24 protein-coding genes and 1 pseudogene are annotated in these 24,749 nt (G+C 69.7%); 15 read left to right on the top strand and 10 right to left on the bottom strand.

What is annotated here, in order from left to right; translation table 11 throughout:
• The first annotated feature begins 135 nt into the window (after positions 1-135).
• Positions 136-648 carry a hypothetical protein gene (locus FE633_RS05940; protein ID WP_138044005.1) on the top strand — a complete coding sequence of 171 codons (513 nt, stop codon included), beginning with the start codon at positions 136-138 and terminating at the stop codon, positions 646-648.
• 74 nt (positions 649-722) lie between these two features.
• Positions 723-1,448: a peptidoglycan-binding domain-containing protein gene (locus FE633_RS05935; RefSeq protein ID WP_138044004.1), complete on the top strand. Its 726-nt coding sequence runs from the start codon at positions 723-725 to the stop codon at positions 1,446-1,448.
• A gap of 122 nt (positions 1,449-1,570) precedes the next feature.
• On the opposite strand, the gene FE633_RS05930 is transcribed toward FE633_RS05935, so the two are convergent.
• A complete protein-coding gene (locus FE633_RS05930; RefSeq protein WP_138044003.1) occupies positions 1,571-1,924 on the bottom strand; it encodes a VOC family protein in 354 nt (117 codons plus the stop codon).
• Between the two features lie 305 nt (positions 1,925-2,229).
• Here FE633_RS05930 and FE633_RS47025 point away from each other — a divergent pair, with 305 nt between their 5' ends.
• Positions 2,230-2,394: a hypothetical protein gene (locus FE633_RS47025; protein WP_171059820.1), complete on the top strand. Its 165-nt coding sequence runs from the start codon at positions 2,230-2,232 to the stop codon at positions 2,392-2,394.
• Positions 2,395-2,578: 184 nt separating this feature from the next.
• Here the strand turns inward: FE633_RS47025 and FE633_RS05925 are convergent, their stop codons facing one another.
• The 3 genes from FE633_RS05925 to FE633_RS05915 all read right to left on the bottom strand — a co-directional run bounded on the left by FE633_RS05925 (position 2,579) and on the right by FE633_RS05915 (position 4,657).
• On the bottom strand, positions 2,579-3,388 hold the full coding sequence (locus tag FE633_RS05925) for an SAM-dependent methyltransferase (protein ID WP_138044002.1): 810 nt from the start codon (positions 3,386-3,388) through the stop codon (positions 2,579-2,581).
• A gap of 198 nt (positions 3,389-3,586) precedes the next feature.
• Positions 3,587-3,832, bottom strand: coding sequence for a DUF397 domain-containing protein (locus FE633_RS05920; protein WP_138044001.1), 246 nt, complete (start codon positions 3,830-3,832; stop codon positions 3,587-3,589).
• A 3-nt stretch (positions 3,833-3,835) separates the two neighbouring features.
• Positions 3,836-4,657 (bottom strand): helix-turn-helix domain-containing protein, encoded by an 822-nt coding sequence (locus tag FE633_RS05915; RefSeq protein WP_138044117.1) that lies wholly within the window; start codon positions 4,655-4,657, stop codon positions 3,836-3,838.
• 555 nt (positions 4,658-5,212) lie between these two features.
• Between FE633_RS05915 and FE633_RS05910 the strand changes: the two genes are divergently transcribed.
• Positions 5,213-5,824, top strand: coding sequence for a DUF6624 domain-containing protein (locus FE633_RS05910; RefSeq protein ID WP_342791026.1), 612 nt, complete (start codon positions 5,213-5,215; stop codon positions 5,822-5,824).
• Between the two features lie 43 nt (positions 5,825-5,867).
• Here FE633_RS05910 and FE633_RS05905 read toward each other — a convergent pair whose 3' ends face one another.
• Both FE633_RS05905 and FE633_RS05900 read right to left on the bottom strand, forming a co-directional pair.
• Complete coding sequence (locus FE633_RS05905; RefSeq protein ID WP_138044000.1) at positions 5,868-8,849, bottom strand: helix-turn-helix transcriptional regulator; 2,982 nt, start codon at positions 8,847-8,849, stop codon at positions 5,868-5,870.
• 60 nt (positions 8,850-8,909) lie between these two features.
• Positions 8,910-9,674, bottom strand: a complete 765-nt coding sequence (locus FE633_RS05900) for a YqjF family protein (RefSeq protein WP_138043999.1) — start codon at positions 9,672-9,674, stop codon at positions 8,910-8,912.
• A 154-nt stretch (positions 9,675-9,828) separates the two neighbouring features.
• Here FE633_RS05900 and FE633_RS05895 point away from each other — a divergent pair, with 154 nt between their 5' ends.
• Positions 9,829-10,290: a DUF6069 family protein gene (locus FE633_RS05895; RefSeq protein WP_138043998.1), complete on the top strand. Its 462-nt coding sequence runs from the start codon at positions 9,829-9,831 to the stop codon at positions 10,288-10,290.
• Positions 10,291-10,316: 26 nt separating this feature from the next.
• On the opposite strand, the gene FE633_RS05890 is transcribed toward FE633_RS05895, so the two are convergent.
• On the bottom strand, positions 10,317-11,060 hold the full coding sequence (locus tag FE633_RS05890; RefSeq protein WP_212747166.1) for a class I SAM-dependent methyltransferase: 744 nt from the start codon (positions 11,058-11,060) through the stop codon (positions 10,317-10,319).
• Positions 11,061-11,206: 146 nt separating this feature from the next.
• Positions 11,207-11,689 (bottom strand): LacI family DNA-binding transcriptional regulator, encoded by a 483-nt coding sequence (locus FE633_RS05885; RefSeq protein ID WP_246113456.1) that lies wholly within the window; start codon positions 11,687-11,689, stop codon positions 11,207-11,209.
• 33 nt (positions 11,690-11,722) lie between these two features.
• Here FE633_RS05885 and FE633_RS05880 point away from each other — a divergent pair, with 33 nt between their 5' ends.
• The gene (locus FE633_RS05880; protein ID WP_246113446.1) at positions 11,723-12,310 is read left to right on the top strand and encodes a beta-galactosidase trimerization domain-containing protein; all 588 of its coding nucleotides are present in this window, start codon (positions 11,723-11,725) and stop codon (positions 12,308-12,310) included.
• Here FE633_RS05880 and helR read toward each other — a convergent pair.
• Positions 12,297-14,456, bottom strand: a complete 2,160-nt coding sequence (gene helR, locus FE633_RS05875) for an RNA polymerase recycling motor ATPase HelR (RefSeq protein ID WP_138043995.1) — start codon at positions 14,454-14,456, stop codon at positions 12,297-12,299. The genes FE633_RS05880 and helR overlap by 14 nt on opposite strands.
• 261 nt (positions 14,457-14,717) lie before the next feature.
• Positions 14,718-15,914, bottom strand: coding sequence for a CdaR family transcriptional regulator (locus tag FE633_RS05870; RefSeq protein WP_138043994.1), 1,197 nt, complete (start codon positions 15,912-15,914; stop codon positions 14,718-14,720).
• Positions 15,915-16,128: 214 nt separating this feature from the next.
• On the opposite strand from FE633_RS05870, the gene FE633_RS05865 reads away from it, so the two are divergent.
• The 9 genes and pseudogenes from FE633_RS05865 to FE633_RS47705 all read left to right on the top strand — a co-directional run.
• Positions 16,129-17,052, top strand: a complete 924-nt coding sequence (locus FE633_RS05865; RefSeq protein WP_246113445.1) for a substrate-binding periplasmic protein — start codon at positions 16,129-16,131, stop codon at positions 17,050-17,052.
• A gap of 9 nt (positions 17,053-17,061) precedes the next feature.
• The gene (locus tag FE633_RS05860) at positions 17,062-17,820 is read left to right on the top strand and encodes an amino acid ABC transporter permease (protein WP_138043992.1); all 759 of its coding nucleotides are present in this window, start codon (positions 17,062-17,064) and stop codon (positions 17,818-17,820) included.
• Complete coding sequence (locus FE633_RS05855; protein ID WP_138043991.1) at positions 17,817-18,629, top strand: amino acid ABC transporter ATP-binding protein; 813 nt, start codon at positions 17,817-17,819, stop codon at positions 18,627-18,629. The genes FE633_RS05860 and FE633_RS05855 overlap by 4 nt, the downstream gene beginning before the upstream one ends.
• A complete protein-coding gene (locus FE633_RS05850; protein WP_212747165.1) occupies positions 18,626-19,924 on the top strand; it encodes an NAD(P)/FAD-dependent oxidoreductase in 1,299 nt (432 codons plus the stop codon). Before FE633_RS05855 ends, FE633_RS05850 begins: the two co-directional genes overlap by 4 nt.
• Positions 19,925-20,867: 943 nt before the next feature.
• A complete protein-coding gene (locus FE633_RS47710; RefSeq protein ID WP_212747164.1) occupies positions 20,868-21,011 on the top strand; it encodes a hypothetical protein in 144 nt (47 codons plus the stop codon).
• 218 nt (positions 21,012-21,229) lie between these two features.
• Positions 21,230-21,673 (top strand): annotated as a pseudogene (locus FE633_RS05835) (diacylglycerol kinase); the annotation flags it as partial.
• A 146-nt stretch (positions 21,674-21,819) separates the two neighbouring features.
• Complete coding sequence (locus FE633_RS05830) at positions 21,820-23,223, top strand: aspartate aminotransferase family protein (protein WP_246113444.1); 1,404 nt, start codon at positions 21,820-21,822, stop codon at positions 23,221-23,223.
• 27 nt (positions 23,224-23,250) lie between these two features.
• Positions 23,251-24,330 carry a phosphotransferase gene (locus FE633_RS05825; RefSeq protein ID WP_138043990.1) on the top strand — a complete coding sequence of 360 codons (1,080 nt, stop codon included), beginning with the start codon at positions 23,251-23,253 and terminating at the stop codon, positions 24,328-24,330.
• A 137-nt stretch (positions 24,331-24,467) separates the two neighbouring features.
• On the top strand, positions 24,468-24,749 hold a 282-nt coding region (locus tag FE633_RS47705), incomplete at its 3' end, for an HAD family hydrolase (RefSeq protein ID WP_484422045.1).

The following is a 24,749-nucleotide window of genomic DNA, read 5'->3' as shown; positions in this document are numbered from 1 at the left end:
CTGGCCCGCGAGGGCGCTCACGGGTGACCCCTCTGCCCGTGAGCGTCCTCGCGACCCCGTGATCGCCGTGATCGTCGTGTCGTGATCGCCGTGAGAGTCTGGTGTGACGGAAGCAGGGACCGGAAGGAGCCGGGCGTGCTCGACCTCGTCCTGCACGGACCAAGCGGCTCGCAGCCCGTCGGCCGCCCGGCCACGGTCCGGGCGGAGATCCGCAACACAGGGGAACGTGACCTCTGGATCGCGGGCGTGCTCGACGGTTCCGAGAACGGCCTGCGCTACCCCCACTACCTGCCCGCCATCACCAGGGCCGACAACGGCGGGCTGGTCGCGCGCCCCGCTCCGGCCGAGGACCCCCTCGTCGGACCTCTCCGGGCGAACGATCTGCGCCGGCTGGCGCCGGGCGAGTCCTGCGACCCCACCACCGGACCCGGGTGCCTCCCGCTCATGACCTTCGCCCACTTCACTCCCGATCGCCCCGGCCGGTACGTCTACACCCTCACGCTCTCCACCGAGTCCACCGCCCCCGAGCAGTGGCTGGGCGGCTTCGCTCTCCCGGTCGGCACCGAACGGGAGCAACTGCTCGCTCTCGTCGCACGGGTGCCGCGTACGACGGTCACGGCGGCACCCGTCGAGGTGGAGTTTCTCTGAACGGTCCTCGCCGTTGAACTCCCGGGCAGCGTCGCGCGTATCAATGGCCAGTACCACCGGGAGGGGAGAGCAGCGTGTCAACACCATCCGATCCCGAGACCGCGCCGAAACGTCCGGCGCTCGAGCCCACTCACATCCTGGCCCGCCGCCGGCCGGGCGCTCTGTCGGAACTCGTGCGACAGGTCAACGCGGCGGAACGCGCACGGGACGAGGAGTACGAAATCCTCGCGGTACCGGCGGCCGACACCACCGCGCCGTCGGCGGCGTCCTGGCAGGCGGAGGACGACACACAGGAACTGCCGCCCGTCGTGGGCGAGCAGCGGGCAGACCCACCGACCCGGGGCGGACCACGGAGGGCGTCGCCGCGTACGGCCTGGCTCCGTCGTACGGCGATCGCCGTCGCCGCCGTGGCGACCGCCCTGGCGGGATTCGGTGCCGCGTTGCTGCTCACCTGGGACAGGGACGCCGGAGAGTCGCAGGCGCGTCCCCCTGCCGCCTCCGTCCCCCCGCCGGAGCCCGCCACTCCGTCCCGCTCGGCGGCCGACCCGGGCGGCGCGGCCGACCCGGACGGCCCCGGCACCCTGCGCGAGGGCGACAGCGGCCCGGACGTGAGCGAGCTCCAGGAACGGCTGCTGCGCATCCCCAACGTGTACCAGGACGGTTCGACCAGCGGCGAGTACGACGCCACACTGACCGCCGCGGTGGCACGTTTCCAGCTCTGGTACGGCATCCGCGGCGACGAGACGGGCGTGTACGGCAACGACACCCGCCGCGACCTGGAATCCCGCACCGCCTCCTAGCCTCGCGCTTTCATACAGCCCGCGGACGGCGTAAGGGGACATGGCCGCGCGCGCCTGACCAAGGTTCACACCTCGACAACCCAGTGGTCCACCAGCACGTCAGCGCCTGCGTGAAGACGCGGTCAGGCGGGCTGCCACAGCTCGACCCGATTGCCCTCAGGATCGGTGACCCAGCCGAATCGACCGACACCCTCCATGTCCTGCGTTTCTTCGGCCACGTCCGCTCCCTTGGCGCGCAATTGCGCGAGCATCGCATCCAGGTCGCGGACCCGGAAGTTGAGCATGGTTTGCTGGGCGCGGGACCCGAAGTAGTCGGTCTCGGACTCGAACGTCGCGAACACCGTCAGCCCGGCTCCCTGGTGCCACAGGCCGTTCTCATCGGCGTCCAGGCCTAGGCAATCGCGATACCACGCGCTCAGGGCCGCCGGGTCGGCGGCCCGCATGAAGTATCCACCGATTCCAAGCACACGTTCCATGCCGCCATCTTGCCAGGACGGCGATCGGGCGGGCCGGCACCACACGATCGCTGCGGGCGCCGGCGGCGTGCTGATGGGCCCGCACGATGGTGGAGTCCACCGCGCGGCGGTAGCCGAAGCCTCCCGCCGCGCCAGCCTTGCCCCCGACGTCCTGCGCCGGGGCCGCCGGCGTCAACCGGCTGCCCGACTCCGATCCCGCGGCCGCGCTGCCGCGCTTGACGCCGCGTGTGCTGCGAGCACTGGACCAGCCTCGGCACGGCCCACGACGATGGCTGCGAGCACCGGACCCCAAGGAGCAGAACCGCATGAAGGCCTACTTCCGCCTCCTCTGGGCATGGTTCACCGGCAAGGCCCCCGCCCACTGCCACGAGTGCGGGAACGAGATCACCGGCGGCATGTGGAGCGAGGGCGCCGGCGGCTGGACGGACTACCGGTGCACCGACTGCGGCCCCGGGCCCGACGCGTTGTGACCGGCCCTTCCTCGGCGCCCCGCGGCGAACGCGCTGGAAGGCTGGCTCACCGCCCGCCAGGGGCAGCATGATCACGTCGATGTCGGCCTCGCGCACCAGTTCCGTGAGCGTGCCGTGGTCGTACATGCCCGCACCGATGGCGGCGAGGTGTCGAGGTGTCGAGGTGGGCAGAATCCCCACGAGATCAGGGCTTGCGGGCCACGCCCCCGTAGACGTCCGTGGGCTTGGGCGAGGTACCGGACTCCGGACGCCACAGCGGGCAGGACACGATGCCGGGCTCCAGCAGTTCGAGGCCCTCGTAGTAGGCGGAGAGCTGTTCGGGGCTGCGCAGCACGTACGGGATGGCGCCCGTGTCGTCGTAGCCCTGCTGGGCCTCCTTGAGGGCGGTGTCGGTGTCCGTGCTGTCGTAGTGCACGAAGTAGCTGCCCGACGGCAGGGCCGCCTGAAGACGGCTGACGATCGACTTGGCCTCTTCGTAGTCCTGGATGTGGCCGAGGATGCCCATGAGCATCAGCGCCACGGGCCGGTCGAAGTCCAGGATCTGCCGCGCCGCGTCGATGATCTTCTCGGGCTCGTGCAGATCCGCGTCGATGTAGTCGGTGACGCCCTCGGGTGTGCTGGTCAGCAGCGCCTGTGCGTGACGGAGCACCAAGGGGTCGTTGTCCACGTAGACGATGCGGGACTCGGGCGCCACGCGCTGGGCGACCTGGTGGGTGTTGTCGTACGTGGGCAGGCCCGTGCCGATGTCGAGGAACTGGCGGATGCCGAGGTCTCCGGCCACGAAGGACACGGTGCGGATCAGATAGTCGCGTGAGGCGCGGGCCATCGTCTCGATGTTCGGCGCGACCTCGCGGTAGGCGTCACCGGCCACCCGGTCGACCTCGTAGTTGTCCTTCCCGCCCATCCAGTAGTTCCAGATGCGGGCCGAGTGCGGCACCGTGGTGTCGATCTTGGACAAGGCTTCCTGGTCGGGGGTGGGCCGGCCGTCTGTCATGAGGATTCTCCTGCTCTGTCACGCGCTCTGCCGCTAACCTACCGTCAACTTCCGTAACCTACCGTCAACTTCCCTGTGCGGTAACCCAGTTCAGAATTGTGACCGGGCGCCCCGCAGGACGTGAGTACGCGTGCGGGAGGCACCCGGTTGCGCGGGCGTCGTGGTGCGGACGTCGTGGTGCGGACGCGGGGGAGGGTCTCAGGCGACCAGGAAGTCGGCCTTGCCGGACTTCGCGCCGTCCAGGAACGACACCATCTCGTCCCGGGTGTAGATCAGCGCGGGCCCGTCCGGGTCCGTGGACTGGCGGAAGGCGACGCTGCCGTCGGGCAGCCGCTTGGCCTCCACACAACTCCCGCCGTTCGTACCGCTCCAGGGCTTCTGCCAGCCCTCGGTTCCCAGATCGATGGCCGGCATGCCGCTGTAGATGGGGCCCATGGAAGCCATGACTCACAACTCCTTACGCAGTTCACCCAGGATGGCCCTGGTGCGAGCGACCGGCTCCGCCTGTACGGACATCCGGTCCAGTACTTCGAGATACGTGACGACGTCGACGGGCTGATCGACATAGACCGCGCCGGCGAGGCTTTCCGTGTAGACGACGTCGGGAAGTTCGGAGAAGCCGAAGCGGAAGTAGTGGAACGGGCCGAAAGCGCCGGGATGCGCCCCCGTTCCGAGACGGATGATCTGGATCCGGACCTTCGGCAGGTCCAGAGCCTCGTTCAGCCGGTCGATCTGGGCCCGCATCACCTCGGGTCCGCCCACCGGCCGGCGCAGCACCGTCTCCTCGAGGACGGCCCAGATGGCCGGTGACTCCGGTTTGGCGAGCAGATCCTGGCGCTTGAGGCGCAGCGCGACCCGGCGGTCGATGTCCTCCTTCGTCTCGTTCGGGAACCCGACTCGCATCAGCGCGGCGGCGTAGTCGTGTGTCTGCAACAGACCTGGCACATAGTGGGGTTCGTAGAGACGGATGACGCTGGCTTCGCTCTCCAAACTGACGTAGGCGCTGAACCAGTCCGGCAGTACGTCGCGGTACTTGTACCACCAGCCGGGCTGGTTGGCCTCCCTGGCCAGGGAGAGGAAGTCGTCCACCTCCGCCGCCGGAACCCCGTACGTGTGCAGCAACTCCCGTACGTAGGGGATACGGAGGCCGACCTCGGCCTTCTCGATCCGCCGGACCGTCAGAGGAGTCACCTCGATGGCCCGTGCCGCGTCCTCGAACGACACCCCGGCCTTTTCCCGCAAGTGGCGGAGGCGCTTGCCGAGGACCATCCGCAGGACGGTCGGCGCGCTGCCGCCAGAGCGGTTGTCGCTCACGTCCTACCTCCCGAAACGGCCTTCACAGCGTGCAGTGTGCCACGCCAACGCTGACACAGACAGAGCTATAAAGATCGTTCTGAAATTATCAGAACGCATGTTGCGGGTTGAGCCTGTCCGCCATCATAGTGATCGAGTGACCTGTCGCACAGTCAGCGGCGACGGCGTTCAACCGCGCCTCATCGCTGCGGACTTGACGCCTCGGCAGGTACGCAGATGCCGCGCACCGTGATGCGAGACCTGGATGGCCACCGTGACCGACGGACGAACGAGTAACCGGGGCAAGGGCCCCACACTCGCGCCACGGGTCAACGAACCGGGCCGCCTTCAGAGCGCGGAGGCCTCCTACGACAGCTCCTGCGACAACTCCTGCGACAAGGCGTCGGTCACCCGCCGGCTCAACGGCCGGCATCCTCTCCGTGCTGCACATGAAGGAGGCACCATGACGGCATCCAGTGTGCGGGCCGTCGCGGCACACCTCACAGGCAAGCGGGTCCTGCGGGGGCTCTCATGAACGGCTCCGGTGCTCCGGGGCACCTGACCCGCGGCGAAGTGGGCGAAGTCCACGAGGAACACACGAGCCCCGCGCAGGACGCGTCCCAGGAGGGGTGCACGGCTGTGCTCCCCGCGCTCGCCTCCGCCCTCGCCCACGAACTAGTCCGCAGGGCCGACGAGGACCGCCGGCTCACCCTGGACGCGCAGCGGACTCCCACCTCCGCCTCCCGCCGCCGCATCAACGAGTGCCGCAAGGACAACGCCGAAGCACTCAAGACGATCGTCCGACGGCACGCCTGGCCGACCGCCGACCTGGTCGGCGCGCCTGCCTCGACATCGGCGCTGATGATCCTGCTGCACGCCCCGGACCTCGACTTCCAGATCCGCTGCCGCGACCTGATCGCCCAGGCCACGGCGGACGGGCGCTGCCCGGCCCTGCACCACGCCTACATCGCCGACCACTGCGCCGTCGAGCTGGGCCAGCCGCAGTTCTACGGCACCCGCATCGACCCGGCGACCTTCCGCCCGTACCCGATCCGCCGCCCGGAGACTCTCGACGAGCGCCGCCACGATGTCGGGCTGGCCCCGCTCGACGAGCAGATGCGGATGCTGCGCCAGGGGGTGTGAGGGACGGCGGATCGCACACGAGCGGCCCGTCGTCGCACGGTCGTCATCCGGCTGGGTCGGGCTCCGGCTCGATCAGCCCCGCGCGGTAGGCGAGGGCCACGGCCTCGGTACGACTGGCGGCGCCCAACTTGGCGAGGATGTTGGAGACATGGACGCTGGCGGTCTTGCCGCTGATGAACAGCTCCTCGCCGATCTGGCGGTTGGTGCGCCCGCGGGCGAGCAGCAGTAGGACGTCGTTCTCGCGAGCGGTCAGCGCGGGGAACCCGCCGGCCGTGGATGAACTCTCCGCGAGGCGGCCTCGTCGCACGAGAGCGTCCACGCGCTCGCGCAGCGGCACGGCGCCGAGCCGGTCGGCCGTGTCGCGCGCCGCGCGCGCCTGCTCGGCAGCCTCCTCACGGCGCCCCACCGCCAGCAACGCCTCCGCGAGGCGGAGTTGGCCGCGGGCCTGCTCATAGACATCCCCGTAGCCGAACGCGGCGACGGCCTTCTCCCACGCTTCGACATCCGGCCCGGTCGTGGCACGCACCCATTCCGCTTCCGCGCGGGCCAGCCAGGCCAGGCCCTCGGGACCCTGCTGCACACCGTCCTGGCCCTTGGCGGCCGTCACCCGGGCCAGCTCCACCAGTTCCGTCGCCGTGTCCGCCCAGCCGCGAGCCCCCGCTTCGTCGCCGGTCAGCCGCAGCTCCACGGCCGTATCCGCGATGGCGGCCAGGACCAGGGCCGCGAGCCGGACGGCGACATCGGGGCGTTCGGCACCGGAGTCGTCGTCGAGCGCCGCCATCGTCGTACGCAGCTGCTCGACGGCTGCCTCGGGATCGCCCCGCAGGGCCGCGGCGTCGGTGAGCACAATGCCCGCGACGAGCGTGGCCATCCAGTCGAACGGCCCGTCGAGGAGGGCACGGGCCCGCTCGGCGGCCGTCTGATCGCCGCGGGCCAAGGCCACGTACAGCGCGGGAGCGATCGCGAACCCGCCCGCGGCGGGCAGCCGGCCGGTCGCGGTGACCGCCGAGCGGGCGCACTCGTCCCAACGGCCCAGGGTGTAGAGCACCATGGAGTGCAGGTAGCGAATCTCCAGTGGATACGGCGAGGAGAGCAGCCCGGCGCGGTCCGCGCGCGCCAGTCCTTCGGAGATCCAGGTGAGGCACTCGTCCAGGTCGCTGGATTCGTACGCGCCGATGGCGAGATTGAAGAGCGCGCGTATCTCGACCGCGACGTTGCCGGCCCGGCGGGCCAGCTCGCGCGCCTCCCGCAGCCGGGATCGCCCTTGCGCGGTACGGCGGTTGTGCACTTCGAGACCGATCAGGGAGATCAGCAGATCGGCCCGGGCGTCGGCCACGTCGAGTTCCTCGGCGACGTGCAGCGCCTGGAGCGCGACCCGGCGGGCGACCTCGTCCTCGCCCACGTAGCGGGCCGCCATGGCATGGGTGGCCGCGGCCCACACCCACGTATGCGACGCAGGCTCCGCGGAGATCAGGGAGAGCGCTTCGCTGCTGTAGGCGAACGCGGCCTTCAGACTGTCGATCCGCATCAGGTTGCCCGCGAGCGTGTAGCGGATGCGGGCGGCCAGTTCCGCATCCGTGTCCGAGCCGACGCCGGCGAGCGCGGCCCGGGTGAGTGAGACCGCCCGGTGGGTTTCGCCGGCGCGGGCGGCGGCCGCCGACGCACGCAGGGTGAGCGTCACGGTGTCGGGAACGCCGTCCGGCCGCGCGGAAGTCGGCACCGCCGACCACAGGTCCAGGGCGGCTTCGAGGTGGCGCAGTTCCTCGGCGGGCGCGCCGATCCGCCCGGCGTGGTCGGCTGCCTCGAGTGAGGCCGCGAGGGCGTCGGCCAGGTCGTGGCTCTCCCGGGAGTGGTGGGCGCGCTCCGCCGCGCTCTCGGCCGAATGGCCCCGCCCGGCCAGCAGCCGGGCGAACGCGCGGTGCAGCCGCACCCGCTCGCCGGGCAGCAGGTCGGCGTAGACGGCTTCACGGATGAGGGCGTGCCGGAAGGAGTAGGTGTTGCCCCCGCCGGGGACGAGGAGCTGGCGGCCGACGGCCTCGCGCAGTGCCGACTCCAGCTCCTGCTCGGGCAGGTCGACGGCGTCGCGCAGGAGCTCGTGCTCAACACGGCGCCCGGCGACGGCTGCCGTGCGCAGTACCTGCTGGGCCGTGGCCGGGAGCTGCTCGCAACGGATGAGGAGGACCTCCGCCAGACCGCTGGGCACGGCCGACGCTCCACCGCGGCCGCCGGGCGGCGCGTCGGCCGTCGCGGCGAACAGCTCCTCCGCGTAGAAGGCGTTGCCCTCGGCGCGCTCGACGATGTCGCTGACGGTGGCCTCGGGCAGGGGAGCCGCCCGCTGGGCCCGGACCAGGCGGGCCACCTCGGCGTCGGGCAGCGGCCGCAGTTCGAGGCGGTCGACGGCGGGCAGCCGCACCAACTCGGCCAGCAGGGGGCGCAACGGGTGGCGGCGATGCAGATCGTCCGCCCGGTACGACGCGAAGATCGCCAGGCGGAGTGCGGAGGTGCCGCCCGCGGGGCGCTGGAGGGTCCCCCGGCTGAGCAGGAAGCGCAGCAGGTCGCGGGAGGACTGATCTGCCCAGTGCAGGTCCTCCAGTACCAGCAGCAGGGGAGTGGACTCCGCCAGGTCGGCCAGCAGAGCGGCCACGCCCTCGAACAGCTGCAGTCGGCTGCCGGCGTCCGGCAGGGCGCTGCCGCCGTCGCCGAGCAGACGGCCGACCGCGGGATGCGCCGCCAGGGTGGCGGAAAGCCGCTCGTCGGCGGCGAGCACACCGAGGATCTCGGTGAACGGCAGATACGGCAGGCCGACGTCACCGAGGTCGACGCAGTGCCCCGTGACGACGGTCATCCCCGTCTCCGACGCGTGCCCGGCGGCCTCGGCCAGCACGCGCGTCTTGCCGACACCGGCGTCCCCCGCCACGAGCACGGCCCGCGCCTCACCGGTCCGGGCACGGTCCAGTACCCGGGTCAGCCGGGCGAGTTCGTCTTCGCGGCCGATGAACGGCGTGGTGAATGTGGTGGTCGGCACCTGACCATCCTGGCACGCGCCTCTGACACGGGTTCGCGGTCGCGTGACGGGCGCGACCGTTCACGGGGTGGGGATGCCCGCCGGGCGGGCGGGGCGGCCGAGGCGGACCGGGACGCCGGGGGAGTACAGCACGCTGACCGGGGGCTCGTCCGGGGTCGGGAGCCCGGCCGCCGCGACCAGGTTCTCTTCACAGGTGAGCAGCTCGGCACGGTACAGCGGCCAGCGCGGGTGCACATTGGGCAGATACGCCAACGGCGCGGTCCCGCCGAAGAACGCGTTGTGCATGCCCCAGCGGGCGGTGAGGAAATGCTCCAACTCCGTGGGTTTCTCGATGCGTTCACCGGTCCGTACGGTGATGCGGCTGTACGCGCCGCGCGGGCCGGGCCAGCGGCGCGAGCTGGTGTAGGTGACGGTGCCGCCCTCGGCCCGGACGGTCATACGCGACCACAGGTACGGCAGCCGGAAGCCGACGCGGCCCATCACCACCGGGATCAGCCGGGAGGCGTCCATCGACCGGAAGACGACACCGCGCCGCCCGTGCGCGTCCACCGAGTAGAGGCGGACGTTGGTCTCCGGAAAGGTCCCGAGGTACGGCACCCCGGGCAGCCGGAGCCATCCGACCCGGTCCATCCGAAAGGCGACGAGCCCGACGTACGTCATTCCGTCGTGCGTGTCGGGAACCGTCCCGGCCGGCAACAGCGGTGCCACGACGCCCGGTTCGACGGCCCAGTGGATGAAGGAGAGGTCCAGCCACTGCTGGGTGAGGAGTGGGGCAGGTATGGGGGTGGGGGCGTCCGGGGTGACGGGAGCGGGATCGGTCGGCACGAGAGCAAGGTTCGCAGACGCGTCCGGTTCGGCGCGGACAGCCGTCGCGAAAAAGGTTGCCCGCGGACCGCTGAGTTCTGCGCCGGCTCCTGGTCTACCTCTGCGAAAGGCCCATCAACTCCGGAACTCCGGACCACACACAGGAGACAGTGCCATGAGCGTGACCGTATCCCAGTCCACCGTCGCGTCCCCGTCCTCCGCCGGCTTCCTCGCCACCCGCCCCGTGTGGCAGGTCGGCGCCCTGGCCGCCCTCGCCGGTGCCGCCGTGACCGAGGCGTTCGCGCTCATCGCCCGGGGCGCCGGCGTACCAATGGACGTGGCCAGTCCCGGGGCCAAAGAAGCCGCGGAGATTCCGGTGGGCGGCTTCGCCGGGGGCGTGCTGTTCTGGTCGGTCGCGGGGATCGTCCTCGCGGTGGCCCTCGCCCGCTGGGCCCGGCGGCCCGCCCGTACCTTCGTGGTGACCACCCTCGTGCTCACCGCGTTGTCCCTCGCGGGTCCCGCCATCGCCCCGCACACCGCCACCTCCACCCAGATCGTCCTGGCCGCCTCCCACGTGGTGGCCGCCGCAGTGATCATCCCCCTGCTGGCCCGGCGGCTCTCCCACCAGCACCGGTGACCGACGCCGCGCCCCCAGCTTGTTGTTCAACCGGAGCACCGGGACTTGGTGCCCTTGATCGCCAGCACGGCCGGCGTCGGGGCACCGCCCTCGGCGAACCGGTCGAGTGTCAGGCCCGCATCGAGGAACCCGTGCAGCAGTTCAGGCAGTGGGAGATGGCTGGCGCCGACCTTGTCGCGTACCCCCTTGTCCGTCCAGGACGCCTTGGTCCAGTGGCCGTCGAGATAGCCGGGGCGGATGACCACCGCTTCCAGATCGCCTCGATCCGCGAACCCGCCGCAGAAGCAGGGATGGACCCCGACGTGCACGAACACGCCGCCCGGACGCAGGATCCGTGAGACCTCGCGCAGCACCTGCGGATACTGGGGCATGTCGGTGTGAGCCATGACCGCGACGACGGCTGACAGAGAACCGGCCCGGACCGGCAACTGCCCCGCGTCAGCCTGTACGACCGGCAGCCGCTCACGCGCATGGCGCAGCATCCCGCCGGACAGGTCGATGCCGACCGGGGTCCAGCCCAGTGTGCGGAGCCGGTCTGCGTGGACGCCGGTGCCGCAGCCGATCTCGAGACAGGTGCCGCTGCCTGCACCGAGGAACTCATCCAGGAGGAAGCCCAGGCTCAGGGGGTGCCCGTCTCCTGCTGCGGGGCGTGGGCGATTGAGGAACTCGGTCTCGTACCAGTCAGCGATCTCGTCGTATGCCGCCGCCGTCACCATCGTCTCCTCCTCCGCGGCCCCGGTCGTCGGCCGTCCGGGGCCATGCGGGGCCATGCGGGCATTCGAGCTTCACCGACCGTGGTCCTGATGGGCCGCTTGTGCAATGGCTGCCCATACGGGCCGATTCTGCCCGGGATTCCGCCCGAGGCGGAACCGTTCGGCTCTGCCTCAACCAGGGGCCGGTGCCGCATCACGGAGTTTCAGTTCGGCCGGGGGAGCGGGAAGAGCGGGCGAGGGCTGTCGCCGGGGGCGGGGCCGGTGGACTTTCTGACGACGAGGTCGACCGACATGTCCAGCCGGATCGGAGCCGGTGACGGGTCGTCCGAGACGACGCCCAGGACGCGGATGCTCTCCGCCGCCATCTCCTCGAACGGCTGACGGACCGTCGTCAGCGCGGGGGCCGCCGACCGCGCGGCGTCGAGGTCGTCGAAGCCCACGACGGACACGTCCTCCGGAACCCGTAGGCCACGCTCGGCGCACGCTTCGATGACGCCGAGCGCCTGAAGGTCGTTGCCGGTCACGAACGCCGTCGGCGGGTGGTAGCCGTCCAGGAGAGCGTGGGCGGCGCGCCGGGCCGGTTCGGTCTGGAACGGCACGGACTGGAAAAGGGCGCGGTCCGGGCGTATGCGGGCGTCGCGCAGGGCCGCGAGGTATCCGCCGAACCGCGCCCGGCAGCAGACCAGGTCGAGTGGCCCGGTGATGAGGGCGATGCGTCGATGACCGAGTTCCGTGAGGTGCTGGGCGCCGCCAACCAGGTGCGTCAGCCCGCCTACCCCGGGGCCTTCCGCACCCTGATCGGCGGCTGCATCGACGAGTACTGGCCCGCCCGTGACGGCGAGACCTTCGAGGTGAGGTTCGCCGACGGCACGATCGTCCGGGCGCACTGGTGGCAGGACAGCATCCATCCCGAAACCGCGGACGTGATCGCCTCCTACACATCAGGTCACCTCTCGGGACGGGCCGCGATCCTCGACCATGCCGTGGGCGACGGCCGGGTGCTCTACATCGGCACCCGTCTGCCCGCCGACCCCCTGCGCGACACCGTGCTGGCCGCGGTGGCGGACGCGGGGGTCAGGCCGCTCGTCACCGAGGCACCCGCCTTCGTGGAAGTCGCCCGCCGTACGAGCGGTGAAGCGGCGTTCCTGTTCCTGCTCAACCACTCGGAGACCGACACGGCACACATCCCGCTGCCCGAGGAGGGCTTCGACCTCATCTCCGGGAAGGAAACGGGCGGCTCCATCACGCTGGCTCCCCTGGACCTCGCCGTCGTACGGACTGCCTTGGCCGACGTCAGGAGCTCGTGAGGATGACGAGTTGCTGGGTCGCTCGGGTCATCGCGACATAGCGGTCGACCGCTCCTTCGATCCCCTTGCCGAACTCCTCCGGGTCGATGAGGACGACCAGGTCGAACTCGAGCCCCTTCGACAGCTCCGGGGTCAGCGACCGGACGCGGGACCTCGCCCGGAACGTGCCCTCTCCGATGTCACCAGTGCCGATGACGCAGGCGATCCCGTCGGCATGCGCGACGAGCCAGGTGTCGAGGATCGAGTCCAGATCCGCAACGGAACCGTGTACGACGGGGACGTCGCTGCTGCGGATGGAGGTCGGCACGTTGGCGTCCGGGAGCACGGTGCGGATGACGGGCTCGGCTTCCGCCATGATCTCTTCCGGCGTCCGGTAGTTGATGCTCAGGGAGGCCAGGTCGATCCGGTCGAACCCGATCCGCTCGAGCCGTTCCTGCCACGACTCCGTGAACCCGTGCCTGGCCTGGGCGCGGTCCCCGACGATGGTGAAGCTCCGGGACGGGCAGCGGAGCAGCAGCATCTGCCACTCCGCGTCGGTCAGTTCCTGAGCCTCGTCCACGACGATGTGCGCGAACGGGCCGGCGAGCAGGTCCGGTTCGGCGGTGGGCAGTCCGGCCTCGTCGATCAGGCTGTCCTGCAGGTCCTTTCCGCGCAGCATCGTCACCGCACCTTCACCGTCGTGATCCGCCGCGATCACGTTGTCGATGACGTCGGCCATGCGCTCGCGTTCGGAAGCGACAGCGGCCTTGTGACGACGCTGTCGTCGTGCCGCCGCCGGGTCGCCGAGCCGCTGCCGTGCCGCGTCCAGGAGCGGCAGGTCGGACACCGTCCAGGCCTGGGCGTCCTCGCGCCGCAGCTTCCGAACCTCATCGGGGCTGAGCCAGGGAGCGCACATCCGCAGGTAGGCGGGTACCGACCACAGGTCTCCGACGAGGTCGGCCGCTTCGAGCAGCGGCCACGCGCGGTTGAAGGCCGTGAGTAGCTCTCTGTTCTGCCGCAGCGACTTGCGGAGCAGGTCGGGCGAGACGTCGCCGTCGTGCTTGTCCACCAGGATCGTGAGCAGCTCCTCCCAGACCTGGTCGCGCGCCTCGTTGTGCGGAGTACCGGGTTCCGCCGCTTCGAACGCCACGGCCCAGTCGTCGGCGCTCAGCCGGATGTCGGACCAGTGGGTCGTGACCGTCATCCCCTTGTCGGGCGGTTCCTCATAGAACCTGACGGCCGTCTCGATCGCCTCCACCAGGTTCGCGGACGACTTCAGGAGAGCCACGTCCGGGTCCGTCTCGATCGCTGCTGCGGCTCCCTCGGCGACGAGGTCCCGCAGGGTGCAGGTCTGCACGCCCTCCTCTCCGAGGCTGGGGAGGACGTCGGCGACGTAGGCCAGGTAGGGCCGGTGCGGACCGACGAACAGCACGCCGCCCCGACGGTGACCGAGGCGAGGGTCGGAGTGGAGGAGGTAGGCGGAGCGGTGCAGAGCGACGACGGTCTTTCCCGTACCCGGACCTCCGTCGACGACGAGAGCGCCGCGGGATCCCGCGCGGATGATGGCGTCCTGGTCGGCCTGAATGGTGGCGAGCACGTCTCGCATCCGGGCCGACCGGTTGCTGCCCAGGCTGGCGATGAAGGCGGACTGGTCGTCGAGCGCGGCGTGCCCTTCAAGTCCGTCAGCGGTGAACACCTCGTCCCAGTAGTCGCTGATCCGGCCGCGGGTCCAGCGATACCTGCGGCGGCTTGCCAGACCCATCGGGTTGGCGTGGGTCGCCGCGAAGAACGGCTCGGCGGCGGGGGCGCGCCAGTCCAGCAGCAGCCGGCGCCCGGTGCTGTCGGTGAGGCCCAGTCGTCCGATGTACACGGGCTCGGGGCTGTCCGCGCCGACGATGTGTCCGAGGCACAGGTCCAGACCGAAGCGACGCAAGGCGCGCAGGCGACCGGCCAGCCGGTGGACCTCCATGTCCCGGTCCATCGCCTGCCGGCCCACGCCGCCGGGTGCCTTGAGCTCGGCATCGAGGCGGTCGGACAGTTCGGCGATCGTCTGATCGAGGCTCTCCGCGATGGCCGCGAAGTGCTGCTCGTCGCCGGCGATCAGCGTCGGGTCGGCCTTGGGGGAGAGGCGATCGGGAAGGTCGAACGCGCTGGTGGTCAGGTTCATTTGCACACCCGCGCCTCGGCGCCGAGTGCCCGCAACCGCAGCGCGGGCCCCACCACCGGCTCGACGTCACCACACGACCCATTGACCGACAACAACAAACGCACTTCGTGAATCCCTCATTTCCGCAGGTTCTGGCTTTGGCCTGCGATTCTGCGGCATGACCCGGGTCTTGCCGCAAGCCCCCCGGTGCGCTATAAGTTGAGAGTGGCAAGGAGTCGGTGACCTCCTTGCCTTTGTCTTTTGTCGCCCGCTGTCAGGAACTCACCCTTCGGCAGGGGCCACGCCGCCGCCCAACTGGTCGGCCAGACAGGCGAGATACAGGGCCATCGTCGTCCGGTGCTCGCGCAGTGGACGACCGGTGATCTGCTCGATCTTGTTCATCCGGTAGACGACGGTGTTGCGGTGGATGTGCAGGGCGGCGGACGCCCGTACGAGATTGAAGCCGTTCTCGCACCAGGCGGTGATCGTGTCGCGCAGCACCGGCCAGTCGGGCTGGGCGCGCAGGTCCGCGGCGGTGAGTGCGAGCAGGCGGTTGCGGGCGGGCTGACCCACCGCCGCCAGGACTTGGTGCACCCGCAGATCGGTGATCAGGTGGACGGGGGAATCACCGGCCACACGGGCGCCGAGACGGAGCGCGTCGCATGCGTCCTGGTAGGAGTCGTGCAGGCCGCCGACGGAGGCGACCGGTTCGCCGATCCCCGCGCGGGCACTGAGGCCGTCCTGTGCGGCGATGACGTCGGTGATGCGCCGGCAGTCGCCGATCAGGGACGCCATCGGGCGCCTGGCCGAGAGCCGGTGCAGTACGCCGATCCATCCGGGGGCCGTGCCGGCGACGATGTCCTGCGAGCCGGCGAAGACCTCACGGACCGTGCGCAGCAGTTCCGAGCGGACCAGCGAGATGTTCCGGGCGGGAGCGTCCTGACGTCGGGCGCTCACGCCGGGCGCGGTCACCTGGAAGACCACCGCGACCCGTTGCAGTCCCAGGTCGAAGCCCAGCTCGGAGGCCCGGAACACGAGGAAGTCGCCCTCCACGACATGAGGGTCGTACGAGGCGATGTCGGCGAGCAGCTTCTCGGCCGCCCGCTCGGCGAGCAGGCGGGAGCGCAGCATCACGGATTCCCTGAGCAGGATCTCGGTCTGACGCTTCACCAGCAGCCCGAAGCGGCGTACCTGGACGGGAGTTCCGGTGATGCCGACCGTCCCCACCGCCTGGCCGTCGCTGACCAGCGGCAGGGTGACACCGGGGCGTACGCCGCGGAGCCGATGCGCCTGCGACGCGCTGTGCGTGGTGGGCTCCTGGGTGCGGAGCACCTCGATGGACGCCTCGTGGAAGGTGCCGACCCGACTGCTGTCGCCGCTGCCGATGACCATGCCTTCCGCGTCGGTGATGAGCACGTTGAAGCCGATGACCGCGGAGGTGTCCCCGGCGATCTCCTGTGCGAGTGACGGGCTCAGCACGAGCGTTCCTCCCGTCTGGGGGATGGACCCGGAGGGCTGGACGCACCGTACAGCGGATCGAGTGATTTCGGCCACAAGTTCGTACGGAGTGACCGATGACGCACAGCGAGCCTGTCCATAGCGTATGGCCCCATCACATCCCCGCCGGGGCCACAGTGCGGTGAACGGCGGGTCTCCTCAGTGCTGATACGGAAGGCCCAAGCCGATGGCCCGCATGCGTTCTGTTGCCGCTCTTGTCTCCTCACTGCTCCTGATGTCGACGGTCGCCGCCTGCGGCTCGGACAGCGATGACGAACCGAAGAACGTGTCCGCGAAGGCCGCGGCGCTCGGCACGCTGAAGCCCGGCGTCATCAAGGTGGCCGTCCAGCCCTACGCGCCGTACACCAGCGTCCAGGGCGACAAGATCGTCGGGCTGGACGGCGACATCCTCAACTACGCGGCCGGGAAGCTGGGGCTGAAGGTCGAACCCCAGGTGACGGACTTCGCCGGCATGCTCGCCGGGGTGCAGTCCCGCCGGGTGGACATCACCATCGGCGGTGTCGCCTGGTCCGCCGACCGGCAGAAGCAGGGGCTGTTCACCGATCCGCCGTACTACTCGCCGCCCGCCATGGCCGTCCGGGACGGGAAAACCTACAAGACGGTCGACGACCTCAAGGGGCTGGACCTGGGCACGGTCGAGGGATACGTCTGGGTCAAGTCCATCCAGGCCGTGCCCAAGGCCAAGCTGCACGCCTACCCCGACGCCAACGGCGTCTTCGACGACCTCGGCGCGGGCCGTGTCGACGTCGGCTTCCTCGACCCGCTGATCATCATCGCGGCGCAGAAGGAACGGCCCGAGCTGAAGATCGAAACCCAGTACATGACCCCGCCGACCGCCGCCGAGGTCAAGGCCAAGCCGGCCTACGCCTACTTCCAGCCCTATCAGACCGGCTTCTACCTCCCGAAGAAGGCGACCAAGTTGGAGAAGGCGCTCTCCGAGCAGATCGACGCCATGTACCAGAACGGCGAGTTGGAGAAGCTCGTCAAGAAGTACGGCGGTGACCCCGAGCAGTTCCTCAAGCCCGCCGCCGATGTCGCCACCGCACGCCGCGGCGTGGACCGCCCCCAGGACTGGACGCCCCCGTCCATCGCGAAGTGAGGGGATGACGTGTCCGGTCTCTTCCAAGTCCCCTGGTCCGACTACCAGTCCGACCTGATCGACGCGCTCTGGCGCACCGTCTCCTACACGGTGGTGAGTTTCGTCGGCGCGGTGCTGCTCGGCCTCGCGGTGGCGCTGCTCAGGCTGAGCAAGGCATGGCCCGCGCGCGCCGTCGCCGCCCTCTACACCGAGGTCTTCAAGAACATCCCGCTCCTGGCCATCATCTTCCTCGCGTACTTCGGCCTGGCCTCGGCCGGGCTCAAGCTGGACGTGTTCACGGCCGGATGCCTCAGCCTGGTCGTCTTCTACGCCGCCTACCTGTCCGAGATCTTCCGCTCCGCGATCAGCGGGGTGCACGCCGGGCAGACAGAGGCGGGGGAGGCACTGGGACTGGGCAAGACGGGCATCTTCGGTCATGTGATCCTGCCGCAGGCCGTCCGGCTGGCGCTGCCCGGAACCAACACCTTCCTGGTCGACCTGCTGAAGTCCACGTCATTGCTGGTCACCATCTCCGCCGCCGAGCTGATGTCCGAGGGGAGGCTCATCACCTCGTCCACCTTCCGGGCGCTGGAGGTCTACCTGGTCATCTCGGCCATCTACTTCGCCCTGTGCTATCCGCTCTCCCAGCTGCTTCTGCTGCTGGAGCGGAAGGTACGGGCGGGCGTCCCGCTGTCCCCGTGGCGACGGCGTCGGGTCCGGGCCGCGCGTTCACTGCTCGTGGCCGACCTCGATGCCGGGGCCGACCGCAAGGAGGCGACGACCGTATGACCGAGCCAGTCACCACCGCCCAGGCCACGGCGAAGACCGCCGCGCCGACACCGCCCACCACCGATGCGGTCGTACGGATCGAGGGGCTGTGCAAGTCCTTCGACGGCCGCCTGGTGCTCGACCATGTGAACCTGGAGGTCGACCGCGGCCGCATCGTCAGCGTCATCGGGCAGAGCGGCGGCGGAAAGACGACCCTGATGCGCTGCGTCAACCTGCTGGAACGGCCCGACCGGGGCACGGTCGAGGTCGCCGGGGAGGTGGTGCACCAGAACGGCCGCATGGTCTGCCGCGACCTGCCCGGACTGCGCCGCACCGTCGGTATGGTCTTCCAGCGGTTCAACCTGTTCCCGCACATCACCGCCGTGGAGAACGTCGTACTGGCGCAGCGCAAGGCGGGCGTCGCCGAGCCGGAGGCACTGGAGCGGGCCGTCACACTGCTGCGCCGGGTCGGCGTCGCCCACCGCGCCCTCGCCCAGCCCGACCAGCTCTCCGGCGGCGAGCAGCAACGCGTCGCCATCGCGCGGGCACTCGCCCTCAGGCCCGAGGTGCTGCTCTTCGACGAACCCACGTCCTCCCTGGACCCCGAGGCCACCCGGGAGGTACTGAGCGTGATGCGGGAACTCGCCGAGGAGGGAATGACCATGCTGCTGGTCACCCACGAACTGCCCTTCGCCCGCGAGGTGTCCGACCACGTCGTCTTCGTCGACGGCGGCCGGATCGTGGAGGAGGGCAGGCCCCAGGACGTCCTCGACACCCCCGCCCAGGCCCGTACCCGGGAGTTCCTCGCCACGTACGGGGCCGGCTCATGACGAGTGCCCCGGGCAGGGCGGGCCCGGTCGGCGACGACCCCGTCGTGGTGGTCGGGGGCGGCGTCGTGGGGTTGTGCGCCGCGTACTACCTGGCCGCGGCCGGTCTGCCGGTGGAGGTCGTCGAACGACGCGCCCTCGGCTCGGGGGTGTCCCGCGGCAATGTGGGATGGGTCTGCCTCAGTCATTCGACACCCGTTCCGGCCCCGGGTGTGGTGCGCTACGCCCTGCGCTCGCTGGGACGGCCGGACTCGCCCCTGTATCTGCGCCCGCTCCCGGACCCGGCGTTCGTACGGTGGCTGTGGCGGTTCTGGCGCAGCAGCACACCCGCCGCGTTCCGACGCGGCTACGCGGCGATCGCCGAACTGAACCACCACACCTTCGACCTCTTCGACGGGATGCGCGAGGCCGGGGTGACCACGACCCTGACCCGGCCCGGCATGGTGCACGCCTTCCTGTCGCCGTCCGAGGCCCGCCACCACCTCGCCATTCAGCGGGAGATGGCGGACGGCCACTACCCGATGCCCGACGACGTCACCACGGGTCCCGACGCACAGATGCTGGACGACGCGCTGTCGCCGGACGTACGCGCGGCCTACCTCGTCGAGGGGGAGGGCGTGGTCGACCCGGAGGCATTCGCCCGCGGACTGGGAGAGGCGCTCGCCGCAGCGGGGGTGAAGGTCCACGAGAACGCGGAGGTCACCGGATTCCGATCGGCGGCGGGACGTGTCACCGCGCTGCGAACCAGCCAGGGCGAGATTCCCTGCGGAGCCGTCGTCATCGCGGCCGGAATGCACTCCTCCCAACTGCTGCGCTCGCTGGGACGGCCACTGCCCCTCCAGGCGGGCAAGGGCTACAGCTTCTCTGTGGACCTGGACCCGGCGCCCCGGCACACGCTGTACTTCGGCGAGCGCAGGGCCGTCGCGTCACCGATCGGCGGCACCACGCGGATCGGCGGCACGATGGAGCTGAGCGGCAACAACAACCGCCTCGACTGGCGCCGTATCGTCGCGGTCGCCCTCGCCAGCCGGCACTACCTGGGCCGCTGGTTCGACGACCCGGACGATCTGGTCGGGCTGATCCGTGACCCCTGGGTCGGCGGACGGCCCTTCCTCCCCGACGGGCTCCCGTTGATCGACCGTGTGCCGGGGCACCAGAACGCCTTCGCGGCCACCGGCCACGGCATGCTCGGCGTCACGCTGGGCCCGGCCACCGGGCACCGGCTCGCCGAGTACGTCCTCACCGGCAGGCGGCCCGAAGTCCTCGCGCCCTTCCGGTTCGACCGACTCGGCCGCTGAGTGCACCGTCGTTTCTGTGTCAAGTCCAGCCGTGTTGCCTTCGGCCTGCTGACGGTCAGCAAGAGCGGTGGGAGGGTGCCCACGCACCGTCCTTCCGGAGGCGATCGCAAGCGGACGGCGGCCAACCGCCACCGCGATCGGGCGCCGCTTCGGCATCCGGCCTGCCACCTTTCCCCGCCACTACGCCAGCCTCATCGACACGCACCTTCTGCCCGGCATCCCCGCCGCCCCCCGACACACACGGACCCTCCCGGGCAGGAAGGAGACGAACCTCAGCCGACTCCGGCAGAAGGCCACCGACCTGCGCCGGACCCTGGAGCTGTACGAAGAGGCCATCCGACAGCTCACCTTCGAGTACGCCCGCCCTACGCGACGGAGCCAGTCCTGTTCTCCTGGTCACGCGCATCCGGCACTCTCCGCCTTCTCAAGGCGTTCACGACGGCGGTCACGACCGCCGTGAGCATCGTCGCCGTGACACTCGATCCCGAGTCCCGTCTACTTCGTCGGCCGGTTGCACCCCTTGGTGGACGAGGTACTCCCTGAGGTACGCAAGCGACTCGAACAGGGCTTGCCGGTCATCCCCCGGATCACGATTGTCTCCCAGATTCTGGGACTCTCGGTAGCACGCGGCGCGGTGCACGCGTGCCTGGCCATGACCCACAACCGCCTACGGGACGCGCTGCTCAAGGCACGCAGTCAGGGACTGCGGCAGGAGCAAGCTGCGTCGGCATTCTGATCCGGACCGTGAGCATGAGGAACGAGAGCGCCGTCGCGACAAGTGGAACAGGCGCCTCATCACCTACGGAATCCAAGCCCAGCACCTCCTTCCCCGCGGAACACTTAGGCCGCGCACGCCCGGGACCTGCGCACGTTCTTCGACTTCCTGTGGTTCGGCCGCGGGTGCGGGCGTGAGGACGGCCGCCGCACCAACCACCCGGAGCTGGTGCTGTTCTCCTCCTGGGGCGAGCTGCAGGACTATGCCGCCTACGACCCGGCCGACCGCGACCTCCAGGCCCGCACGTCGATCGGCTGGTCGCCGTTCTCGATGATGACGGCCTGTCCGGGGAAGTCGAGCATGTCCCGGTAGAAGTGGTCCACCACGTGAGATCGAGGCGGCCCAGCGCCATACCGGCGACCACGTACGGTATGAAGTGATCGCGGGGTAGAAGCCGGTGAGCAGCAGATCGAGCGCTCCCAGGCCGCTGACCGGATGGCAGTACCACCGAGACCTCCAGGATGGAACTCACCTAGGACTTCGGGATCGCGCCGCCCTGCGGCGGCGGCTACTACGCCACCAAGGCCGGGTCCACCGTCACCGACCCGCAGGCCGTGCTGGTCAGCAACAATCCCTACCGCACGGACGATCCCTTCGGATTCGGCCGACGCGAACGCATCGACAGCGCCGCGCTCGGCGCCCTCGGCGTCCGGGTGGACAGCGCGGCCGAGGCCGCCGCGCTGCTCCTGGACCCCGAACCGGATGGCCTCACCGTCCTCACCGCCCCCGAGGTCGTCATCGACGCCGACCGCGCGGAGATCGAGGTCGGCCTCGACGGTGAAGCCCTTGTCCTGCCCACCCCGGTGCACTGCCGTATGACCCCCGGAGCGCTGCGCGTCCGCCTTCCCCGCAAGCGGCTCGGTGTTCCCAAGCGTCAACCGCGCCTGGACTGGCGCCGGTTGCGCAAACTGGCGGCCACGGTCGGCCGTACGGCGGCACCTCGCCGCGGACGCGGTCACTCGAGCATGCGCTGACCCGACCCCTCCACCCCTCAACGCCCAGGCTCGCGGGAAGTTGCACACGGCGGCCGAGCTGTGCCGGTGCTCGCAACGGAGCCAGTCTTACTCTCCTGACCATGCGAGATAAGTTTCAGGCTGGAACTGAAACTAAATCTGCTATATTGCCGCTGAAGCAGCCACGAGGAGATGCAAGCCACGAAGGAGGGAACCTACTGATGACTTCCACGCTGAGTCGAGCGCTGGCCAACTACCCCAACAGGTTCGACCCCGCAGCGCTCCGCGAACTGCCTGAGCGAATCCAGTCCACGGTCAAGCGACGAAACAACGTGCTGGGCCCTGGGTACGCGCTGAACTACCGGGAGCCGGTCGAGTTCGTCTCCGGCCGAGGCGCTCACCTGTTCGACCGGGATGGCAACGACTACCTTGACGCCTACAACAATGTGCCGTGCGTCGGTCACGCACACCCGCACGTTGTCGAGGCCGTGTCCCGCCAGATGGCGGCGGTCAACACCAACACGCGCTATGTGCAGGAATCCCTCGTCGACTACGCCGAGCGTCTTCTCGCGACCATGCCCGAAGCGCTCTCGAGGGTCAGCTTCGCGTGCAGCGGGTCGGAGGCGAACGACCTGGCCATGCGCGTGGCTCGCTTCCATACGGGCGGCGAGGGAATCGTAGTGACTCGCTGGGCTTACCACGGTCTCACTCGCGAGGTTGCGAGCTTCTCGCCGACGCTCGGCGCGGGGTCACCGCTCGGGCCGAATGTGCGGCTCATCGATGCTCCTGATCCACGACTCGTCCCGCCGGGTTCATCGCTTTCCAACTACATGCGAAGCCAGGTGCGAGGCGCGATCAGCGACCTCGAGCGCCACGGCTACAGGCTCGCGGCGCTGATCACCGACTGCGCGCACTCAAGTGACGGCATCTTCACCGATCCCGTCGGTTACCTGCGTGACATGGTCGAGGAGGTGCACGCCGCGGGCGGCGTGTACATCGCCGACGAGGTCCAGTCGGGATTCGCCCGGCTCGGAGAGTCGATGTGGGGGTTCAGTCGCCATGGGGTGCTTCCGGACATCGTCACGATGGGCAAGCCCATGGGCAACGGCATGCCGATCTCCGGCGTGGTGTTCAGGCCCGAGGTGTGCGACGAGTTCGGACAGAATGTCCGTTACTTCAACACCTTTGCGGGCAGTTCGATCGCGGTTGCCGCCGGTGCCGCGGTTCTGGACGTCTTCGAAGCGGAGAACGTGCAGCAGCGAGTTCTCGACAACGGCAGGACGCTTCGGGCCGGCCTTGAGGAGATCACTCGCGAGTCTCCCTACGTCGCGGAGGTCCGCGGCAGTGGTCTGTACGTGGGCGTCGAACTCGTGAAGGACCGGGAGTCGCTGGAGCCCGATCGTGTCCGCGCCGACCACGTCATCAACGACATGCGCGAGCGTCGCGTCCTCATCAGCGGCACCGGGGAAGCAGTCAATGTGCTCAAGATCCGACCGCCGCTGGCCTTCGACTCGGCCGACGTGACGCGATTCCTCGAGACCTTCGCGGAGATCGCCGAGATGCGCCTGTAGCAGGCCGAAAGCCGAAGGGACCGAACGGTGAACACCTCGCCCCCCGCACGTATCGCCCAGCAGTTGTTCGAGGAGAGCGGCCTGGCATGGTCCCACGAGCCCATCGAGACGAACGTGGTGGACGCCCTCCTCGCCCGGCACTACCGGCTGAGCGGACATCTCGAGCGGCTGGCAACCGAGAAGGACGACACGTTCCGGCTGCGGACCGGCACGGCTGACCATCTCGTCAAGGTTTCCCCGCCCGACGAGGCGGTAGCTGTTGTAGCTCTGCAAACGGCTGTGATGCGCCACCTCGAAACCGAGGCTCCTCATCTCCCCATCCAGCGGGTCAAGGAGACCACCGAAGGCAGCGACAACGTACCGATCGCGACGAAGGACGGCCGGGTTCGAGTCCTGCGCGTCTTCGACTTCGTCGAAGGTGCCGTCCTGGCGCGGACGAACCCCGATCCCCACCAGCTCGCCAAGGCCGGGCAGATGCTCGGGCGAGTGGATCTGGCTCTGCGGTCATTCAGGCATCCAGCGGACGAGCGGCGCCTTGTGTGGGACCTTCGACACTTCGACCAGCTGCGGGAGCTCATCGAGTACACGCCCAGCGCCGCGCACCGTCGGCTGGCACAAGAAGTGTTCCGTCTCTTCCACGAGGCCATCGTTCCGAGGCTGGGTGATCTCGAGACCCAGGTGATCCATGGTGACTACAGCCCCTACAACGTCCTGGTGGATCCGGGGACGGACGGCTTCGTCACAGGAGTAATCGACTTCGGTGACAGTATGCGCAGTGCTTTGGTCTTCGATCCTGCTGTGTCTCTCGCGAACCTTCTCGGCCGGACGCCGTTGGATCCCTGGCGTGAGGCATGCAGCTTCGTCGCGGGATACGAGCGGGCCCGGCCGATCAAGGACACCGAACTCCCGCTGCTGCCTGTTGCCGCGCTGGCACGCCTCACACTTCGCGCGCTGATCACCCATTGGCGCGCGGAACGAGTGCCGGAGCGTCGCGACTACCTGCTTGAGCACGCCAGAGACGACTGGGTCAACGTGGAGCGGGCCATGGCCGTTGCCATGGAGAAGGTCGTGGCCCGCTTGCTGAGCACCCGCCATGACACGCCTTGAGCGACGCCACTGAGGCGACACTCCTCGGCGCCCGACACGGCCGACCTGGCCTCACTCGACGAGATCGTCACCCCCCCGGCGACGGCATTGCGTGAACCCCAACTTTCTCACCATCAAACAGAATCGAGGCTGAACCCGTGCGAGAGATCGTCACCTTCGACGCCTACGCCACTCTGATCAACTTTGAGCTCGGGCCCACGACCCTGAAGGCCCTCGAAGACCGGCTCGACCTGGACAACCTGGATGTCGACGAGTTCCTCGACGACTTCCGCGTCATGCGCTTCCAGGCCGTCCTGGAGGCCTACCGCCCGTACCACGAGATCCTGCACTCCAGCCTGCGCAACGCCATGCGCCTGCACGGCCTGGAGTACCGCGACTCCGACGGTGACGCCCTCGTCGAGGCCGTCCCCACCTTCGGC

Source organism: Streptomyces montanus (assembly GCF_005786655.1).
Taxonomy (GTDB): domain Bacteria; phylum Actinomycetota; class Actinomycetes; order Streptomycetales; family Streptomycetaceae; genus Streptomyces; species Streptomyces sporangiiformans.
This window is presented reverse-complemented; position numbering and strand designations above follow the sequence as displayed.

Bases quoted from the DNA above. Each gene is read 5' to 3' on its own strand.
- FE633_RS05880 (WP_246113446.1), top strand. From the start codon at position 11,723: ATGACCGAGTTCCGTGAGGTGCTGGGCGCCGCCAACCAGGTGCGTCAG.
- FE633_RS05910 (WP_342791026.1), top strand. From the start codon at position 5,213: ATGAACGGCTCCGGTGCTCCGGGGCACCTGACCCGCGGCGAAGTGGGC.
- FE633_RS05865 (WP_246113445.1), top strand. From the start codon at position 16,129: ATGCGTTCTGTTGCCGCTCTTGTCTCCTCACTGCTCCTGATGTCGACG.
- FE633_RS05850 (WP_212747165.1), top strand. From the start codon at position 18,626: ATGACGAGTGCCCCGGGCAGGGCGGGCCCGGTCGGCGACGACCCCGTC.
- FE633_RS05925 (WP_138044002.1), bottom strand. From the start codon at position 3,388: ATGACAGACGGCCGGCCCACCCCCGACCAGGAAGCCTTGTCCAAGATC.
- FE633_RS05890 (WP_212747166.1), bottom strand. From the start codon at position 11,060: ATGGCCCCGCATGGCCCCGGACGGCCGACGACCGGGGCCGCGGAGGAG.
- FE633_RS05920 (WP_138044001.1), bottom strand. From the start codon at position 3,832: ATGGCTTCCATGGGCCCCATCTACAGCGGCATGCCGGCCATCGATCTG.
- FE633_RS05930 (WP_138044003.1), bottom strand. From the start codon at position 1,924: ATGGAACGTGTGCTTGGAATCGGTGGATACTTCATGCGGGCCGCCGAC.
- FE633_RS47025 (WP_171059820.1), top strand. From the start codon at position 2,230: ATGAAGGCCTACTTCCGCCTCCTCTGGGCATGGTTCACCGGCAAGGCC.
- helR (WP_138043995.1), bottom strand. From the start codon at position 14,456: ATGAACCTGACCACCAGCGCGTTCGACCTTCCCGATCGCCTCTCCCCC.
- FE633_RS05915 (WP_138044117.1), bottom strand. From the start codon at position 4,657: ATGGTCCTCGGCAAGCGCCTCCGCCACTTGCGGGAAAAGGCCGGGGTG.
- FE633_RS05895 (WP_138043998.1), top strand. From the start codon at position 9,829: ATGAGCGTGACCGTATCCCAGTCCACCGTCGCGTCCCCGTCCTCCGCC.
- FE633_RS05855 (WP_138043991.1), top strand. From the start codon at position 17,817: ATGACCGAGCCAGTCACCACCGCCCAGGCCACGGCGAAGACCGCCGCG.